An 18,131-nucleotide genomic window follows, 5' to 3' on the forward strand; every position below is an offset into this window, starting at 1 on the left:
CCCCAATACAAATCATTGAGTACGCGGCTGATCCGGCAGCAACACCGATGAATGCTGCGATGCAAGCCCATCGCTTTGCGGCAGCTCCGCAGCCTGCCTGGACATCAAAACCTGCTGTGGATACGTCTGCGCGAAATGCACCCACGGGCTGTTATCCACAAGTTTTTTCAAACGCTGGTTGAACGCCCGACTCACTGCGTATTGCCCGCCCGACACCGTGCGGAACTGTGCCGTCAGCACCACGCCGTTGAGGTCCATCTTGTCGACACCAAACACATCCAGCGGCCCTTGCAGGTTGTACTTGAGGAACGCATCGTCGCGGATGGAATCGCCGGCCTCGCGGATCAACTCGATAGCCTTGTCGACATCGGTGTCGTAGGTGAACTGCACCGAGAAAAACGCATAGGCGAATTGCCGCGACTGATTGGTCACAGCCTTGATCTGACCGAATGGCACCGAGTGCACAAACCCCTTGCCGTCGCGCAGGCGCAAGGTGCGGATGGTCAGGCCTTCGACGGTGCCGGCGTGGCCAGAGTCGAGCACCACCCAATCGCCAATCGACAACGTGTCTTCGATGATGATGAACAACCCGGTGATCACGTCCTGCACCAGTTGCTGGGAACCGAAACCGATGGCCAGCCCCACGACACCGGCACCGGCCAAAAAGGGTGCAACGTTGATTCCCAGGTTAGCCATGGTGGTGATGGCGCAGATCACCACCAGGATGATTTTGATCGCGTTGCGCAGCAGCGGCAGGATGGTTTTGGTTCGGGTACTGGGTTGGCGCGCCGAGCGTTTGTTAACGGGTGGTTTCAGGGCTTCCTGAATCGCCGTGTCCAACACCACCCAGCCCATCCAGGTCACCAGGAAAATCAAACCGATACGGCTCAGGGAATCGCTGATCGCCCGGCCAACCGAATTGCTCACCGCAAACTCGAACAGCGACACGCCCCAGATGCGCCCCAGGACATCAATGAACACAATCGCCAGGGCGATCCGCAGCAACGCGTGCGAAAGGCTCAGAAAGCGCTCTTTGTAGGCACTGCTGCGGCGCACGGCCAACTCACTGCGCGACTTGAACAGGTGATGCAGCGACGTGCTGAGAAACACCGTCGCAATCAGCAACACCGTGGTAAACAGCGCACAACGCAGTACTTTCTGGTTGTCATCGCCAATGCCGATCAGGTTGATCACTGACACCAGCACCATCAACAGAATCGGCCAGTACCAGAGCCCGGAAAAGATCCGCAGCATTTCACGCAAGGCCGGCTGACTGAGGCGCTGGGCCAACGGCAAAATGCGGATCAGATGGGCGACCGGACGGCGCATTTTGATCACCAGAAAACCAAAGGTGATCGAGGCCGCCACCCCGGTGAACACCGCAACACTGCTGGTGAGATTGCCGCCGAGCAGGCGGGCGATCTGCGGACTGGTCAAGCCGTCGCTCAAGGCCACGAGAAAGCCCATCAAAAAGAGCGGTCGTGGGCTGTGCTGACGAATAATCTGCACCGCCCGGCGCTTATGACCGGCGTTGAACAGCACCACCAGCGACAACAGCAACGACGCGGCGAAAATGCCGCTGCTGGTGGCATAAGCGAAACACAATGCCAGCGCCCGGCCGGCGGACACTTGCAAGAAGTGGCTGACGTAGAGTGTCAGCGGCAGGCTGACCACCGCCGGAACCGTGTAGGGCAACACATAACCGAGTAACGCCTGACCGCGCTCGCGAGTGAGTAGCACGCGGTTCTGGCACAAACGTGTGGCGAGCAGCCCTCCCAGCAGCCAGAGCAGCGCAAAGACGCCCATCCACACACAGGACAACAGCAGGAAATCCCCCGCCACGCTCCAGCTTGAACGGGCCGATGGATGATTGACCAGTCGATCCACCTCCACCGCCGCCCGGTCTGCACGCAGACGCCAGGCGTCGAGCAGGTCCTCGTTGAGATCGAGTTTGCCCTGGACTTCCTCAATGCTCGAACTGATGGCACCCAGCAAACCACCCTGTACCAGCGGTTCGGGGTGTGCCAGTGGTGTCGCAGCGGTGGCCGCCGCCGGCACACCCGGTAGTGCGGCAGCCTCCAGCTCGTTGCTGCCCAGAATCGACAACGCCCCCAGTAGTATCGCGGTCTTGAACTTGAACAAACGCGGCGCTCCTGCAAAAGGGTCTGTAAGGAACTGATCGGGAAAGTGTAGGCAAGTTCGGTTTCCGATCGTTCCCACGCTGAGCGTGGGCACGATCTTTGCGCGTGAGGCATATCAAATGCCAATCTCGCTATTTTTTCGCATAACCCAAACCCGGACACTGCGCTCCATCAATCAATCCAGCTGCTTTAACCATCCGTACTCCCGTCGAAACTTTCTCGCACGCCCCGCAGTCATCAAAAGACAGGGGCAGTCCGAAGACCATTAGACGGGAGGCGATATGGCGGCGATTCACATCGGTATTTCAGGCTGGCGCTACACGCCCTGGCGGGGGGATTTCTACCCGAAGGGGCTGACTCACAAGCGTGAATTGCAATTCGCCTCACGGGCGGTGAACAGCATTGAAATCAATGGATCGTTTTACGCCCTGCAACGGCCCGAACGCTACGCCCAGTGGTACACAGAAACCCCAGAGGGCTTCGTCTTCAGCGTCAAAGCCCCGCGTTTTATCACCCACATCAGACGTCTGCGTGACATCCACAAACCTTTGGCGAATTTCTTCGCCTCCGGCGTGCTGGAACTCAAGGACAAACTCGGCCCGATCCTCTGGCAATTCCCGCCCAATTTCAAATTCGATGCCGAGCTGTTCGAAACCTTTCTCGAGCAGTTGCCCCACAACACCGAAGAGGCCGCCGCCCTCGCCCATCAACACGAATCGCGCCTGAACGGTCGCGCCAGCATGAAGGCCTACGGGAAAAAGCCTTTGCGCCATGCCGTGGAAATCAGAAACGAGAGCTTCGTCGATCCGGCATTCATCCGCCTGCTCAAACGCTACAACGCTGCGCTCGTCATCGCCGACACCGCCGGAAAATGGCCATACCGCGAAGACCTCACCAGCGACTTCGTCTACCTGCGCCTGCACGGTGCCGAAGAACTCTATGCCAGCGGTTACACCCCCGAGGCGCTGAAACGCTGGGGTGACCGGATCGATGCCTGGCACCACGGCCAGCAACCGCCCGACCCGCAGCTGATCGCGCCCCGGCAAAAGCCCAAAGCACGCAAGTCCCGTGAGGTGTTCTGCTATTTCGACAACGACGTCAAAGTCCGCGCACCCTTCGATGCCCGCCGCTTGCTGGAGCGCTTTCATTTGGATAAAGACCTCGCCACCCGTCCCGGTGAACTGGCCGCCGAAGGAGTGCTGTCATGAGCATTCCCGAACCGGTCGGCACCACCGACGAACAGCGACCCATCATCACCGCCGTGCGCCGTTTCACCGTGCTGACGGTCAACACGCATAAGGGGTTCACCGCACTCAACCGGCGTTTCATCCTGCCCGAGTTGCGCGAAGCGGTGCGCAGCGTGTCCGCCGACGTGGTGTTTTTGCAGGAAGTCCACGGCACCCATGAGCATCATCCCCAGCGCTACAACAATTGGCCGCCGATACCGCAATACGAATTCCTCGCCGACACCCTGTGGCCGCAGTTCGCCTATGGACGCAACGCGGTCTATCCGGCAGGCGATCACGGCAATGCGCTGCTGTCGAAATTCCAGATCATTCGCCACGACAACCTCGACGTGTCCATCAGCGGTCACGAGAACCGCGGCATCCTGCATTGCGTGCTGCGCCTGCCCGGTGATGGCCAGGAAGTGCATGCCATTTGTGTGCATTTGGGCCTTCGCGAAACCCACCGGACCGAACAACTCCAGTTGCTGGCCCAGCGCCTCGAAGAACTGCCGCGCGATGCCCCGGTGATTGTTGCCGGTGACTTCAACGACTGGCGCCAGCGTGCCGATGCACTGCTCACACCCTGCGGTTTACGGGAAGTTTTCGCCGAACTCCACGGCAAACCGGCGCGCAGTTTTCCAGCGCGACTGCCAGCGTTGCGTCTTGACCGCATCTACGTGCGCAACCTCAAGGCCAGTCATCCGCAAGTGCTAGCCGCGCGGCCCTGGTCACACCTTTCCGACCATGCACCGCTATCGGTGGAGATCGAACTATGAGCAGCCCATCGATGGATAAAACCAATGTGGAGCACTTATCCACAACTCCGCCGATCCGTGAACCGAGCGTGGTCGACGTCGAATATGGCTGGCAAGGCAACAACCGCGTAGAGCTGCTGGAAAACGGCGAAGGGTATTTCCCTCGGGTGTTCGAGGCCTTGCGTCAGGCGAAAACTGAAATCCTGTTGGAAACCTTCATCCTGTTTGAAGACAAGGTGGGCAATGAACTGCAGCAGATCCTGATCGAGGCGGCTCAACGCGGCGTGCGGATTACCGTCAGCCTCGACGGCTTTGGCTGTGGCGAGCTGAGCACCGGGTTCCTCGCCGCCCTGAGCGAGGCCGGCGCACGCATCCAGATTTTCGACCCGGCACCGAAACATCTGGGCATCCGCACCAACTGGTTCCGCCGCCTGCACCGCAAGATCGTGGTGGTCGATGGCACGATTGCGTTCATCGGCGGCATCAACTTTTCCGCCGACCATTTGGCTGACTTCGGCCCTGAGGCCAAACAGGATTACTCCGTTGAAGTACAAGGCCCGGCGGTGGCCGACATTCATCACTTTGCCCTGCTGCAATGCGGACGCCCAGCTCGCGCCAAATACTGGTGGCAACGGCGCAGGCAACGGCGCTCGGAACTGGCGTTCAGCGATCATGACGGCCAGGTTCGCCTGGTGTACCGCGACAACGGCGAGCATCGGAGCGACATCGAAGAGGTTTACCGCCAGGTGCTGCGCAGTGCCCAGCGCCGAGTCGTGATCGCCAACGCCTACTTCTTTCCGGGCTATCGCCTGCTGCGCGAGATCCGCGACGCGGCGCGCCGTGGCGTCGATGTGCGGCTGATCCTGCAGGGTCAGCCCGATATGCTGGTGGCCAAACTCGCCGCGCGCATGACTTATGACTACCTGCTCAAATCCGGCGTGCAGATTTACGAATATTGCGACCGTCCGCTGCACGGCAAGGTCGCGCTGGTGGATGAGGATTGGAGCACGGTCGGTTCGAGCAACCTCGACCCATTGAGCCTGTCAATGAACCTGGAAGCCAATGTGTTGATCCGCGATCGCGCCTTCAACCGCGACCTGTTCAAACGCCTCGAAGACCTGAGTAACAACCATTGCAAGGCCATGTCCGCCGACAAAACCCCGCGCGGACGGATCTGGCACATGACCGTCGGCTTTCTGGTATTTCACTTTTTGCGGCATTTCCCAGCCTGGGCCGGTTGGCTGCCGGCGCATAAACCACGCCTGAAGCCGTTCATCCATCCGGCCGGGAGCGACCACCATGAACCGCGCTGACGCACACCCGACGGCCCACGCCGACAGCCCGAGCAAATCTCGCTGGAGCCGCTGGAAACGGCCGCTGACGATGCTGTTTTTTTTGGCGCTGATCGTGCTGATTACGATGCTCGCCCAGCGCATCGAATGGAACGAAGTGTTCGACACCCTGGCCGATTTCAAGGTACGCACGCTGATCATCGCGGCCGGTCTGACCCTGGTGAGTTTTCTGGTCTACGCCTGTTTCGATCTGATTGGTCGTACTTATATTCGCCAGGACCTGACGTGGAAGCAGATCCTGCCAGTGGGGATTATCAGTTATGCCTTCAACCTCAACCTGAGCGCCTGGGTCGGCGGCATTGCCATGCGTTATCGACTGTATTCGCGCCTCGGGGTGAGCAAGGGCAACATCGCGAAAATTCTCGGGTTGAGCCTGGCGACCAACTGGTTCGGTTACATGGTGATTGCCGGTGCGGTGTTCAGCAGCGGACTGGTGCGAATGCCACCAGGCTGGAAGCTGAGCACAGGCGCATTGCAAGGTGTGGGCGTGTTGTTGTTGCTGGTGAGCGCGGGTTATCTGGCGGCGTGTCAGTTTTCCAAGCGTCGGGAATGGTCGATACGCGGGGTGGAAATCAACCTGCCGTCCCTGCGCATGGCGGTGCTGCAACTGGCCCTCGGGGCGCTGAATTGGTCGCTGATGGCGGCGGTGATTTTCACCTTGCTACCGAGCAAGCTGGATTATCCGCTGGTGCTCGGGGTGTTGCTGATCAGCGCGATTGCCGGGGTCATCACGCACATTCCCGCCGGGCTCGGCGTGCTTGAAGCGGTGTTCGTGGCGCTGCTGCAACATGAAGCGTCCCGAGGGAGCCTGGTGGGCGGATTGCTGGCTTATCGAGCGATCTATTTCATCCTGCCGCTCCTGATTACCCTGGTGATGTACCTGATCGTGGAGGCCAAGGCCAAGTCATTGCGGATCGAGAAGAAACCGAGGCACTAACAGCCGCAATTTTACGATGACTGGATAATGCTCAACCGCTCGCCCACCACCATCTCGGTGATCCAGTCCACCAGGATCGAGGTGTACGCCTGTTGCGAAACAGGTTCGCTCAAGGCGTGGTCGGCTCCGTCAATAATCCGGTGGGTCAACGAGTGAGTCTGCTGACAGGCCGCGCGGTAACTCATGATGGTGGCGTGGGGCACATAGTCGTCGGTCTCTGATTCGACCAGCAGCACATCCCCGGTGAACTGCGAACAGGCATGCAGCGCACGATTGCTGTCGGCGCGGACTAATGTGCGGCGGTAATCACGTAAGTCGAGCTTATCCAGGTCACGTTTGGGTGTGTGCCATTGATCATCGCGATACAGCGCCGGCGCCCGCAGCGCCAGCCAGCGCACCGGACGCAATGACGTCAGGATCGAAGCCAGATAACCGCCATAACTGGTGCCGACCACGGCAATCGCCGATGTATCGAGCGCTGGGTGCGCGAGCAAGCGGTCATACGCCGCCAGCAAGTCGCGCAGGTTGTCTTCACGCGTCACTCGACTCAGCGCAATTCCCGTCCCGCCGGTGTGCCCGCGCAAGTCGAACGTCAGGCACACGCAACCCAAACCCGCGATGCCTTTGGCCCTTAGCAGGTCCCGCTCCTGACTGCCGCCCCAGCCGTGCACAAAGAGCACGCCGGGAACTTTTGATTTGGGGCTGAGAAAAGTCCCGATCATCTGTTCATCGTCGATGTCGATTTGAATGGTTTCGCTTCTAGCCGTCATAGGATTTAACCGTTACGTACTTGAGAAGAAAGTCACTGTTTTGCGCCGGCCCGCGATACACCTCGATGGCGTCCGTCGGCAGCGGCTGGTCGATGTAGGTCTCGACCGAAGACACGCGAATCGCGCGCATCCCGGGGTCGTTGACGAAGCTCTGCAAGGCGGCGACTTCGGCACTGCTGGCACCGCCCATCCGCCAGGACTGCTCGAGCACGCCACTGCGCTGTTTGCCGTTACTGTCCACACCTTGGGCGATGTCGTAGTTGCGCCGCGAGGCGTAGAAACCGGGATAAGCCTCATCCGCGGCGCTGTCGAACACTTGTGCCTGCCGGATCGCCAGCCGCACATCGTCCGGCAGGTCCAGTTCGAGCAAATCGTCGTAATACCCCTGCACCACCAGCAGGTTGGAGCCTCCATAAACCTGCTCGCCCTGACCGTCTTTGGTCAAGTACTGATCACCGCAATAACTCAGCACCTTGTCGCCGATAAAGGTCTGACCGACGCTGTGGGTGATCACTTGGTCCAGGTCCTGTTCCAGCACCACGCCTTCGGTGAACAGCGTTTCGGCGTCGGATCTGGCGAGGATGGCATCGAACTGGTCGAGGCTTTTGATCACTTCCTGACCGCGTCCGGCGCAGGCATGAATAGGCTTGATGCGGATCGGACCGCTGTAAAGCAGATGCTCTGCCGCAGGGCGCGCATCCTCCAGGGAAAAGACGCTGAGGCCATCGAGCACCACGCTGCGCACACGTTCGGAAAACAACGGCGACCAGCCTTCCGGAGCGTGAGCATTTTTGTTGCATAACCCGTGACTGATGGCTTTGGTGCAGATGAAGTCATGGTCGACGTAACCGCCCCACAAATCCTCCGGCCCTTTGACCCCTAATTGCCGGGCGGCAGCGGCGCCAACAAGTGTCTGGGTCGGCAATAGATAAAGGTCTCGACCGTTATGCAGTCCGGGGTCGTAACTGCCACCGTATTTAAGCCCAAGAATCTGCGCCAGCCAACGCGCCAGTGCGCGATTGGTTTCCACTTCATGCAACGGAGCCTCGGGGCGCACGGAATGAGCGACCACTAGTTTCTTGCGATTTGCTGGGGTCATGCGTCCCCCTTCAATTTGCGCTTGATGAATGTAGTGGAAGGGGTGCAGAGATCAGGCCAAGGGGGGACGAAGACAAACGGCTTTCAAGTCAGCCAGTTGCGAAAAACATGATGGCACCGTGCCTGTTTGATTCTGCACGACAAGGGTTTGAACGCCGGCATTTTGCACGACTGGAACTCACCCCTGACTCGCTCCCACCCCAAACCGTGTCCGGTAATCACTCGGCGCCAACCCGGTAATTTTCTTGAACGTCGCCCGAAAGGCACTCGGATCCTGATAACCCACCGTCCAGGCAATGTGATCGATAGTGCCGTTGGTGAACTCGAGCATTTCCCGAGCCTTCCCGACCCGCAGGTGCTGACAATATTCGGTGGGTTTGAGCCCGGTTGCCGTGCGAAATCGACGCAGAAAAGTGCGCTCTTCCAGCCCTGCCCGCTCGGCCATCATCATCAGCGACACATCGGTCGCTCCGGTGCTTTGCAGCCAATGCTGGACCTTGAGAATCGAGGCATCGCCATGGCTGAGTATCGGTGAAAAGTTGCTGCCGCACTCGCTCGCGCTGTCGCTGTGTTCCACCACCAGAAACCGCGCGGTGCTGGTGGCGATGCTCGGCCCCAACAGACGGTTGACCAGACGCAAGCCCAGTTCGGACCAGGCCATCAGCCCGGCGGTGGTGATCAGATCGCCGTCGTCAACAATGGGGGTGTCGGCCTTGAGCTTGATCGCCGGATAACGCTCGGCGAAAGCGTTGGCCGAGGTCCAGTGGGTGGTGGCGCTACGACCGTCGAGCAGGCCGCTTTCGGCCAACAAAATCGACCCCACGCACACCCCGCCGAGTGTCGCGCCATTCGCGTGCTGCTGACGCATCCAACGGATCAACCCCTGCGGTGCCTGGCCTGGGGAAAAACCGCCAATCGACGGCGGGATCAACACCGCCACCAACGTGCCGTCCGGAGCGGGATGACTGTCGTAGACCCGCTCGGGCATCTGATCGCCATCGGCCTGCCAATGGCTGACCCGCAGCAATGGCAATTGCGCAGCCTGATGTTCGCTGGCAATCCGGTTCGCCACCCCGAACAAGTCCGTCAATCCATGCACCGCCGCCATCTGCGCGCCGGGATAGATCAAAACGCCCAGCTCGGCGATTGCCCTTTCTGCGTCCATTGTCAGTTTTCCCCCTTCTATTGTCGGTGCGGCCAATCCTCGGACGGCCTGCTAAACCCAATACTTCATTCCACACCCAACAAGCACTTCGAGGAACAGTCATGGCCAAGCAAGCACTCATCGTAGTCGATATCCAAAACGACTACTTCCCTCAAGGCAAGTGGCCGCTGGTCGGTGCCGACGCCGCCGCGGACAACGCCGTACGGTTGATCAAAGCCTTCCGCGATGCGGGTGATTCGGTGGTGCACATCCGCCACGAATTCACCTCCGACGAAGCGCCCTTTTTTACGCCGGGCTCCGAGGGCGCGAAGCTGCACCCCAGAGTCCTCAACCGCGCCGACGAGCCGGTGGTGCTCAAGCATTTTGTGAACTCGTTCCGCGAAACCGAACTGGAAGCCATCCTCGATGAGCAAGGCATCGAAAACCTGGTGGTCATCGGCAGCATGAGCCACATGTGCGTCGATGGCATCACCCGCGCCGCCGCCGATCTTGGCTACACCGTCACGGTGATCCACGACGCCTGTGCTTCCCGTGACCTGGAGTTCAACGGTGTCACAGTTCCAGCGGCCCATGTCCACGCGGCGTTCATGTCGGCCTTGGGTTTTGCCTATGCCAGTGTGGTGTCCTCCGACGAATTCCTCGCGGCCAGCCGCTAACGCCCTCCCCTGAAACAACTCGATAAACAAAAGGCCCGCCGCGCGTTCGCATTGCGGGCCTTTGCGTTTCCGGTCGCTAAAAAATCCCACGCGTGAGCTATTGAGAGGCGCAAAAAATCACTGTAGTGTTTCTCACGCGTGAGATTTCACAACGGAGTCACCAGTATGAAAAGCCGCTCTCCATCAGGTCCGCCTGCCGAGCCTGAGACCGATACAGCGAGCAGCAAGGGAGAGCGCTCGAGACCGTCCGCGAAAAAACCGTCGAGCTTCTACATGAAGCAGATGCGCGCGGGCCTGGGTGCCGCCGGTTATGTGAAACACGAGACTTGGGTGCTTCCCGAAAACCGAAGCCTGCTCAAGCAGATGGAGAAACAGCTTCGCCAACCGATTCTGGCTGGCTCATTCATGTCGGAGAATTACATGAGCGCAGGTACTAACTGGAACATCGATCGCCTCTTCAGCGCCCTGCAGGCCCTGAAGGAAGTGGTTTCGAACGACATCACGCTTTCTCTCGTACAAGGCTCCGAGTCCAGCATCAAGCTGGAAATGAACGATTTCGGTGGCTTGCCGATTTACATCGCGGTGGTGGGTGAACAGATCATCGTCGATACCGTTCTGGTCGACGTCGAGTCCATCAACGACGTACCGGCCTTCAATGACGCCGTCCTGCGCAGTCGGGAAATATTCCCGCTGTCCTCGATCGGTATCGAGTACATGCCGAACGGGCAGATTGTTTACAACATGTTCGGCGCCCTGAGCTCCGACTCCAGCCTGACGAACATCGTGACCGAGGTGAAAACCCTCGTCGACAACGTCCAGCGCGCAAGCGAAGCCTTCGAACGTTTCTTCAATTAATTATTCGGGAACAGGAAATATCCAATGACTCAGTCCATCTGGAGCAAATTGTTCACCGCGCTGCGCGGCGGTGCCACCGAAGTCGGCGAGTCCATCGTCGACCAACAGGCCCTGCGCATCCTCGACCAGGAAATCCGCGATGCTGACAGCGCCCTGGCCAATGCCAAGCGTGAGTTGGTCACCATCATGGCCAAGCACAAGCTGTCGGCTGATCGTGTGGCTGAGCACAACGCCAAGATCAAGGACCTCGAATCCAAGGCCATGGCCGCGATCCAGGCCAACCGCGAAGACCTGGCGTTGGAAGTGGCCGAAGCCATTTCGACCCTGACCAATGAGCTTGATGTCGAGCAAAAGCAGGCCACCGAATTCGGCGGTTACGCGGACAACATGCGCAAAGACATCACCAAGGCCGAAAGCCGCATCAAAAGCCTGCGCCAGCAAGTGGACATGGCCAAGGCCCGCGATAGCGTACAGAAAGCCCAGGTCAGCGCTTCGATCGCCAGTGGTGGCGCGAACGGCAAGCTGGAAACCGCCGTCGGTACACTGAACCGCCTGCAGGCCAAGCAGCAGCAACGCGCCGCTGAACTGGAAGCCCATGAACAACTGGCCGATGCATCGACCGGCACCGATCTGGAGCGCAAACTGCGCGAAGCGGGCATTACCCCGGATTCGGGCAGCGCCAACGCAATCCTGGATCGCCTGAAGAAAAAATCAGCCGAGTAACCGGGCCGGGCGCAAGCTGAACAGGAAGGGCATTCATTGCCCTTCCTTTTTTTGTCGAGTAGAGGTCAAGGATGGATGCCCTGAAGGGTTTCAAGACAATTGCCGGCCTGGCAATCCTCATGGTCGCGCTGCAAGTACTCAACACCGCGACCGGCTACAGCCTTGTTGCATTTGGCCTGGTCCCGAGGACATCGCACGGTCTGCTCGGCATCATTACCTCGCCTTTTCTGCACGCGTCCTTTGCGCACCTGAGCGCCAACCTGATTCCCTTTTTGATCCTCGGCACGTTGGTCATTGTCGATGGGCTCAATCGCTTCATCGCCGTGAGCGCGATCATCATTGGCCTGGGCGGCTTGCTGGTCTGGCTGTTCGGGTTTTCCGGGATGCACATCGGTGCCAGCGGATGGGTGTTCGGGCTGTGGGCGTACATTCTGTCGCGCGCCTGGTTCCAGCACAGTTGGGGTAACCTGATCACGGCCGCGGTCGTCGCCCTGCTGTATGGCGGCCTGGTGTTTGGCTTCCTTCCACGCCAGGGGGTTTCCTTCGAAGGCCATATCGCCGGGGCATTCGCCGGATTTATTGCAGCCAAGGTACTTCTCTCGACGCCCGGCAACAGGTTTAATGCCGCCCGGTAAAGGCAATTGAACGTTCAGGGGTTCGGGCCTGCGCATTGCCAGGAACGAGTCATCCCACGGAGTCAGGGACGTCATGTCTATTTTTCTTTTGTTACGCGTGTATGCCTCGTCCTTCTTCCACCGTTTCGGCTGGGCGGGACTGACGATTGCCTTGGGCATCCACCTGAGCACGGCCTGGCTCGGCCTGGTGCTTCTGGGCGAACAACACCTCACCGCCCCCGCCACATTTACCTATTTCTACCTCACCACCACGCTGACGGTCGGTTACGGCGATCTTGCGCCCCAAACGTCGGCGGGACGGGTTTTCGTGGCCACCTGGGTCATGCTCGGGGGCATTGCGCTGCTGACGGCAGCCATCGGCAAAACCCCAGCAGCGTCATTGATGTATGGAGAAAAGGCATGAAGGGCAAAGGTGATTTCACCGGCAAGACCGGCCACACGGTGCTCATCGGCTGGGCGGGATCGTCCAGCGAGCGGGTCATCGAGTTGTTGCTTCAGGATGAAACCTCCAATGACAACCTGATCGTCATTTGCGATTGCGACCTTGAAGAAAACCTGCACAGATGAAAGAGCATCACAACGCGACCCTTATCGGCTACCGCGCCAAAGGCGCCCGACACCCTTCGATCAACCCGCCCGGCGCCACTCGCGTTGAGGGCGATGAACTCTTCTACATCGCCTCCACTCGCCTCAAGGAAATCTCCAATGGGATGGTTTAAACAGTTGATGGGGCTTGAGGCCCCGAAAGCGAATCCGGACTCAAAATGGACTGCCAACGAAACCCCGCCCGCCATCGGTCCGCTGGGCCTGGCATTGGGCAAAGGGGTGATGTTCGACACCACCCTGAAATTGCTGCTCGACGAAAAAACCAGCGTGATCATTCCCGGCTCCCAGCAGATCTGGAGCAACGGCACCGTTGACCTCGGGCAATCGACCTGGCTGTCGCGTTATTACATGAATGACGAAGACTACTGGCTGCAAGTGCACACCACCGGCGCCATCGCCGGGCAGGTCGAGTCAGTGATCCTGTTCAACTACCTCAGTTACGTGACCATCAGCAGCGAGGCGGAGTTGAGTCGGTTGGCCGGCCCGCAAAGCCTTATCGGTCTGCCGACCTACACCCACAACGGCGTCGAATACACCCGCGAATGGGGCACCGAGGATGGCCAGACAGAATTGGTAGCGTTGAGCGAATACCTGAAAAACCCGGATGAGTCCTACAGCATTGAACACCGTTCGATGCTGTACGCCCGTGAAACCGGCCTGACCGATCGCCGTGAATTCTTGCTGTTTTCCGTCGAAGAAGATGCCGAAGGCGCCATCAGCCTGAGCACGTCGCTGGGCATTTCGCTGTACACCACCGACCTGAACATTCTTTAAATAAGGAAGAAGTCCATGCTAGAAGCGCTCTCCATCTCCCTGAACAAAGCCGCCGTGTTCGGGTTTGTTGCGTACATCCTCGGCGCCGCCGTGCTGTTCGCGCTGTTCCAGTTCATCTACACCCGAATCACTCCGCACAAGGAGTTTGAACTGATCCGTTCGGGCAACGTCGCGGCCGCAATCGCTTTGGGCGGTGCGCTCATCGGTTTCGCGATACCGGCCAGCAATGTGATTGCCTACTCGATCAGCCTGCTCGACTTTGTCGTCTGGTCGCTGATCGCCGCCGTCGTGCAATTGATGGCGTTCCTGGTGACTAGCCTGGTCTTGAAAGGCACGTCGGAACGTATCAAGAAAGGTGAAATCGCGGCGGGTGTCTATGTCGCGGCCGTGGCCATCAGCGTCGGCATGTTGAACGCCGCCTGTATGACCCCTACCCCGAACTGATCGCGCAGGGAGCTCCCGATGAAACGAAGCAAGTACGTTCAACTGTCGCTGGCCGCCTCGGTCGCCATGGCGATATCCGGCTGCGGGCCGACGGAAAAAACCTACCCGGTGCAGAAGAAGTACAACTTCCAGTCCGTCCAGCAATGTGCCGATGAAAAACTCCCGGTAGACGTCTGCTCTGACGCCTACATGGCTGCCATGACGGAGCATCGGCGCATTGCGCCGGTCTACGACAATCAGGCCGATTGCGACGCGGACTTTGTCGCAGACTGGTGCCAGCAAGATTCCACCGGCAAGTTCATCCCGAAACTGGGCGGTTTCGAACTGACCGCCGATGGCGAAGTGACGCAGTCCCAAGTGGACGCGGCCAAGGCCCAACTGCCCGCCTCGGAAGCGAACAGTGGTGGCTCCGGATTCTCCGGCACCAGCCTGCTGACCGGTTTGCTGATCGGCAACATGCTGAGCAACAACCGCAACAGCTTTTACTCGCAACCGGTGTATCGCTACCGCGATGACCGCGGCGGTTACTCGTCTTCCACGCTCAGCCAGCGGATAGCCAAGGGCTCGACCTTTACCAAGTCCAATCAGGCGAGGTACGGCAGCAGCAACTACGCCGATTCGATTCGTTCCGCCAGCAAGCCGGTGTCGGTTGCCTCGTCCACCGCCCGTGGCGGTTTCGGCAGCAAAGCCAGCGCACGCAGTGGCTGGGGCGGCGGCGGTTCGAGCAGTTAAGGAAACCGGGCCATGAAAAAGATTCTCTGCGCAGAACGTCATGACTGGAAACAGACCGCCGACAGTCTCGGATTTCTGTTCCACACCATCGACGATGAACCCTATTGGGACGAGAGCGCGTATTACCAGTTCACGCTCAAGCAGATCGAAAGCGATCTCGAAGACCCGACCACCGACATTCATGAGATGTGCATGGACCTGGTAGCCCGGGTGGTTCAGAGCGAAGAGTTGCTGGAGCGCCTGAGCATTCCTGCGCCGTTCTTCGACATGATTCGGACTTCATGGCTCGAAGGCCACCCGCACCTCTATGGGCGCATGGACTTCTCGTATAACGGCACCGGACCGGCAAAATTGCTGGAACTCAACTACGACACGCCGACCAGCCTCTATGAAGCGGCAGCGTTTCAGTGGGGCTGGCTGGAGCAATGCATCGAACGCGGCTTGTTGCCCAAGCATGCCGACCAGTTCAACAGCATTGACACCAAACTGCATCAGGCCTTCGCCCAGCTACAGCTAAAACAGCCTTTCTATTTCGCCTCGATGAAAGACTCGGTCGAGGACAAGGGCACCACCGATTACCTGCGCCTGATCGCCGAAAAAGTCGGAATAGAGTCACGCCACATCGACATCGAAGACATCGGCCTCACCGCTGACGGACGTTTCGTCGACCTCGAAAATCGCTGGATTCCTCACCTGTTCAAACTGCATGCGTGGGAGTTCATCTTCCACGAGCCCTTCGGTGCAGCGATTGCCCAGAGCGATACGCAGTTTTTCGAGCCCGCTTGGAAATCCATCATTTCCAACAAAGGCATCCTGCCGCTGCTATGGGAGTCCAACAAAGGACACCCGAACCTGCTCGCCGCCCACCTGGATACCCATCCGAACACAGCGGTGCCCAAGGGCTGGGTGCGCAAACCGTTCTTCTCGCGGGAAGGCGCCAACATCGAGTTGCAAACCGCTGAGGGCCTGATCGTAAAAGAGGACGGCCCCTACACCGACGCGCCGTTTATCCTTCAGGAATTCGCACCGTTGCCGCAGTTTGGCGACAGCTACACGCTGGTGGGCTCGTGGGTGATTGGCGACCAAGCGGCCGGCATTGGCGTGCGGGAAGACAACAGTTTGATCACCAAGGATTCGAGCCGGTTTCTGCCGCATCTGATCCTCGAGTGACAAATCCTTCGCCCACAAAAAAGGCCCGGCGCTGTTAGCGACGGGCCTTTTTGTTTAGATCGGGTGAATCCTAGAACGGAATATCGTCATCAAAGCTGTCGAAATCCGGAGCCGGTTGTGGAGCTGCCTGCTGTGGAGCTGGAGCCTGGCGCGACGACTGCTGCGGTGCCGACTGCTGAGGACGCGGAGCCTGTTGGCGTGGAGCCGGGGCGGACTGCTGGTAGTTATTGCCCCCGCCTTGTTGGTCGCCCTGCTGTGGACGGCCGCCCAGCAGTTGCATGGTGCCTTGCATGTCGACCACGATTTCAGTGGTGTAACGCTTGATACCGTCTTTTTCCCACTCGCGGGTCTGCAGCTTGCCTTCGATGTAGACCTGCGAACCTTTACGCAGGTACTCGCCGGCGATTTCGGCAACCTTGCCGAACATCGACACACGGTGCCATTCGGTCTTCTCGACCTTCTGACCGGTTTGCTTGTCGGTCCACTGTTCGCTGGTCGCCAGACTCAGGTTGGTCACGGCGTTACCGTTAGGCAAGTAGCGAACTTCGGGATCCTGGCCGCAAGTGCCGACCAATATGACTTTGTTAACCCCACGGGCCATAACGTTCTCCTAGGCTACGCACGCTGCCCCGGCCGGGTTGTTCACCAGGCGCTCAAGGGTGGTGCGATCCAATAGTTCGGTGTCCAATTTGATGTAAATCGCCGCTTCATCTGCGACGATCACTGCATCTGTTACCCCTACAACGGCCTTCAGGCGCTCGACCAGACCCGCTTCACGGATCGCCTCGGGCGACAACGGCAAGCGCAGGCTCGTCACGTAGGGAGGTTCGCGCATGGTAACAGCAAAGGCCAGCCAGAGGGCAGCCAGACCGGCGCATCCCAGGAACACAACCGACAAACCGCCATGCTGGAACAACCAGCCGCCGAGGATGCCGCCCAATGCCGAACCGAGGAACTGGCTGGTGGAATAAACCCCCATCGCCGTGCCCTTGCCGCCTGCCGGTGAAACCTTGCTGATCAGCGATGGCAACGAAGCTTCCAGCAGATTGAACGCGGTGAAAAACACCACCGTACCTATCACCAGAGCCCGCAAGCTATCGCCGAACTGCCAGAAGAATAGCTCAGTGAGCATGAGCGTCACGACGGCGCCGAGTAAAACTCGTTTCATTTTGCGTTTCTTCTCGCCGTAGATAATGAACGGGATCATGGCGAAGAAGGATATCAACAGCGCGACCAGGTACACCCACCAGTGCTGCTCTTTAGGCAGCCCGGCTTTTTCGACCAGCGCCAAAGGCAACGCAACGAAGCTCGACATCAACATCGCGTGCAACACAAAAATGCCCAAGTCCAGACGCAGCAGGTCCGGATGCTTGAGTGTCGGTATCAGCGCCTGGCGCGCGACGCCGGATTCGCGATGCTGCAACGGGCCGTTGGCTCGCGGCACCATGAACATCACGATCACGATGCCGAACAGCGCCATGCCGCCCGTGGCGAGGAACAACCCGGACAGGCCGAAAGCGCGGGTCAGCAACGGGCCTACAACCATGGCGACAGCGAATGACAGACCAATCGTCATGCCGATCATGGCCATGGCTTTGGTCCGATGCTGTTCGCGGGTCAGGTCTGACAGCAACGCCATCACCGCCGCGGAAATCGCCCCGGCACCTTGCAGGATCCGTCCGGCGATCACGCCCCAGATCGAGTCGGCATTGGCCGCCAGCACGCTACCGAGAGCGAAGATGATCAACCCCAGGTAAATCACCGGACGACGGCCGATGCGGTCGGAAATGAAGCCAAAAGGAATCTGAAAGATCGCCTGGGTCAGGCCATAAGCGCCAATCGCCAGCCCGATGAGGGCCGGGGTCGCTCCTGCCAGATCCATCCCATAAGTCGCCAATACCGGCAACACCATGAACATGCCAAGCATACGGAAGGCGAACACCAGGGCCAGACCGCTTGCTGCGCGGGTCTCACTGCCACTCATGCGTTCGCTGTGGGGATCGTGCATGGAAAAACCTCATGTGAACCGGCGGCGATTCTACCAGTCCCATCGATTGACGGGGTATATCGCGACGCTTTGACGCGCTCTGCT

The 18,131-nt window shown here is 59.2% G+C and carries 18 protein-coding genes and 1 pseudogene; 13 read left to right on the forward strand and 6 right to left on the reverse strand.

The features are described 5' to 3' along the window. Positions 1 to 12: 12 nt before the first annotated feature. Positions 13 to 2,142 (reverse strand): mechanosensitive ion channel family protein, encoded by a 2,130-nt coding sequence (locus tag ACYZTR_RS25180; protein WP_461974768.1) that lies wholly within the window; start codon positions 2,140 to 2,142, stop codon positions 13 to 15. A 280-nt stretch (positions 2,143 to 2,422) separates the two neighbouring features. On the opposite strand from ACYZTR_RS25180, the gene ACYZTR_RS25185 reads away from it, so the two are divergent. From ACYZTR_RS25185 to ACYZTR_RS25200, 4 genes are read left to right on the forward strand one after another with little or no spacing between them, the layout of a single operon-like run. After that, complete coding sequence (locus ACYZTR_RS25185; protein WP_461974770.1) at positions 2,423 to 3,349, forward strand: DUF72 domain-containing protein; 927 nt, start codon at positions 2,423 to 2,425, stop codon at positions 3,347 to 3,349. Beyond that, the gene (locus ACYZTR_RS25190) at positions 3,346 to 4,143 is read left to right on the forward strand and encodes an endonuclease/exonuclease/phosphatase family protein (protein ID WP_461974772.1); all 798 of its coding nucleotides are present in this window, start codon (positions 3,346 to 3,348) and stop codon (positions 4,141 to 4,143) included. Before ACYZTR_RS25185 ends, ACYZTR_RS25190 begins: the two co-directional genes overlap by 4 nt. Next, a complete protein-coding gene (gene clsB / locus ACYZTR_RS25195) occupies positions 4,140 to 5,435 on the forward strand; it encodes a cardiolipin synthase ClsB (protein ID WP_461974774.1) in 1,296 nt (431 codons plus the stop codon). Before ACYZTR_RS25190 ends, clsB begins: the two co-directional genes overlap by 4 nt. Further along, a complete protein-coding gene (locus ACYZTR_RS25200) occupies positions 5,422 to 6,411 on the forward strand; it encodes a lysylphosphatidylglycerol synthase domain-containing protein (RefSeq protein ID WP_461974776.1) in 990 nt (329 codons plus the stop codon). Before clsB ends, ACYZTR_RS25200 begins: the two co-directional genes overlap by 14 nt. Before the next feature lie 11 nt (positions 6,412 to 6,422). Here ACYZTR_RS25200 and ACYZTR_RS25205 read toward each other — a convergent pair whose 3' ends face one another. The 3 genes from ACYZTR_RS25205 to ACYZTR_RS25215 all read right to left on the reverse strand — a co-directional run bounded on the left by ACYZTR_RS25205 (position 6,423) and on the right by ACYZTR_RS25215 (position 9,444). After that, entirely contained in the window at positions 6,423 to 7,181 is a 759-nt protein-coding gene (locus ACYZTR_RS25205; RefSeq protein WP_449645114.1) for an alpha/beta hydrolase family protein, read from the reverse strand. After that, the gene (locus ACYZTR_RS25210; RefSeq protein ID WP_461974778.1) at positions 7,171 to 8,280 is read right to left on the reverse strand and encodes a DUF3182 family protein; all 1,110 of its coding nucleotides are present in this window, start codon (positions 8,278 to 8,280) and stop codon (positions 7,171 to 7,173) included. Before ACYZTR_RS25210 ends, ACYZTR_RS25205 begins: the two co-directional genes overlap by 11 nt. A gap of 177 nt (positions 8,281 to 8,457) precedes the next feature. Further along, positions 8,458 to 9,444 (reverse strand): GlxA family transcriptional regulator, encoded by a 987-nt coding sequence (locus ACYZTR_RS25215; RefSeq protein ID WP_461974780.1) that lies wholly within the window; start codon positions 9,442 to 9,444, stop codon positions 8,458 to 8,460. 101 nt (positions 9,445 to 9,545) lie between these two features. On the opposite strand from ACYZTR_RS25215, the gene ACYZTR_RS25220 reads away from it, so the two are divergent. From ACYZTR_RS25220 to ACYZTR_RS25260, 9 genes and pseudogenes are all read left to right on the forward strand, one after another. Then, the gene (locus ACYZTR_RS25220) at positions 9,546 to 10,100 is read left to right on the forward strand and encodes a cysteine hydrolase family protein (protein WP_461974782.1); all 555 of its coding nucleotides are present in this window, start codon (positions 9,546 to 9,548) and stop codon (positions 10,098 to 10,100) included. Positions 10,101 to 10,373: 273 nt separating this feature from the next. Next, positions 10,374 to 10,955, forward strand: a complete 582-nt coding sequence (locus ACYZTR_RS25225) for a YjfI family protein (RefSeq protein ID WP_461974784.1) — start codon at positions 10,374 to 10,376, stop codon at positions 10,953 to 10,955. Positions 10,956 to 10,979: 24 nt separating this feature from the next. Continuing rightward, a complete protein-coding gene (locus ACYZTR_RS25230) occupies positions 10,980 to 11,678 on the forward strand; it encodes a PspA/IM30 family protein (protein WP_461974786.1) in 699 nt (232 codons plus the stop codon). 71 nt (positions 11,679 to 11,749) lie between these two features. After that, a complete protein-coding gene (locus ACYZTR_RS25235) occupies positions 11,750 to 12,313 on the forward strand; it encodes a rhomboid family intramembrane serine protease (RefSeq protein WP_461974788.1) in 564 nt (187 codons plus the stop codon). 73 nt (positions 12,314 to 12,386) lie between these two features. After that, a pseudogene (locus ACYZTR_RS25240) lies at positions 12,387 to 13,032 on the forward strand (ion channel). Further along, positions 13,019 to 13,693, forward strand: coding sequence for a DUF2491 family protein (locus ACYZTR_RS25245; protein ID WP_461974790.1), 675 nt, complete (start codon positions 13,019 to 13,021; stop codon positions 13,691 to 13,693). The pseudogene ACYZTR_RS25240 and the gene ACYZTR_RS25245 overlap by 14 nt, the downstream one beginning before the upstream one ends. A gap of 15 nt (positions 13,694 to 13,708) precedes the next feature. After that, positions 13,709 to 14,137: a DUF350 domain-containing protein gene (locus tag ACYZTR_RS25250; protein ID WP_461974792.1), complete on the forward strand. Its 429-nt coding sequence runs from the start codon at positions 13,709 to 13,711 to the stop codon at positions 14,135 to 14,137. Between the two features lie 18 nt (positions 14,138 to 14,155). Continuing rightward, positions 14,156 to 14,869: a DUF1190 domain-containing protein gene (locus ACYZTR_RS25255; protein ID WP_461974794.1), complete on the forward strand. Its 714-nt coding sequence runs from the start codon at positions 14,156 to 14,158 to the stop codon at positions 14,867 to 14,869. Positions 14,870 to 14,881: 12 nt separating this feature from the next. Beyond that, positions 14,882 to 16,039, forward strand: coding sequence for a glutathionylspermidine synthase family protein (locus tag ACYZTR_RS25260; protein WP_461974796.1), 1,158 nt, complete (start codon positions 14,882 to 14,884; stop codon positions 16,037 to 16,039). A gap of 70 nt (positions 16,040 to 16,109) precedes the next feature. On the opposite strand, the gene ACYZTR_RS25265 is transcribed toward ACYZTR_RS25260, so the two are convergent. Together ACYZTR_RS25265 and ACYZTR_RS25270 are read right to left on the reverse strand one after the other, a co-directional pair. Further along, on the reverse strand, positions 16,110 to 16,640 hold the full coding sequence (locus tag ACYZTR_RS25265) for a single-stranded DNA-binding protein (protein ID WP_449645104.1): 531 nt from the start codon (positions 16,638 to 16,640) through the stop codon (positions 16,110 to 16,112). A gap of 9 nt (positions 16,641 to 16,649) precedes the next feature. Then, positions 16,650 to 18,047, reverse strand: a complete 1,398-nt coding sequence (locus tag ACYZTR_RS25270) for an MFS transporter (protein WP_461974798.1) — start codon at positions 18,045 to 18,047, stop codon at positions 16,650 to 16,652. Positions 18,048 to 18,131: the final 84 nt, after the last annotated feature.

Source organism: Pseudomonas sp. Hz4 (genome assembly GCF_054898165.1).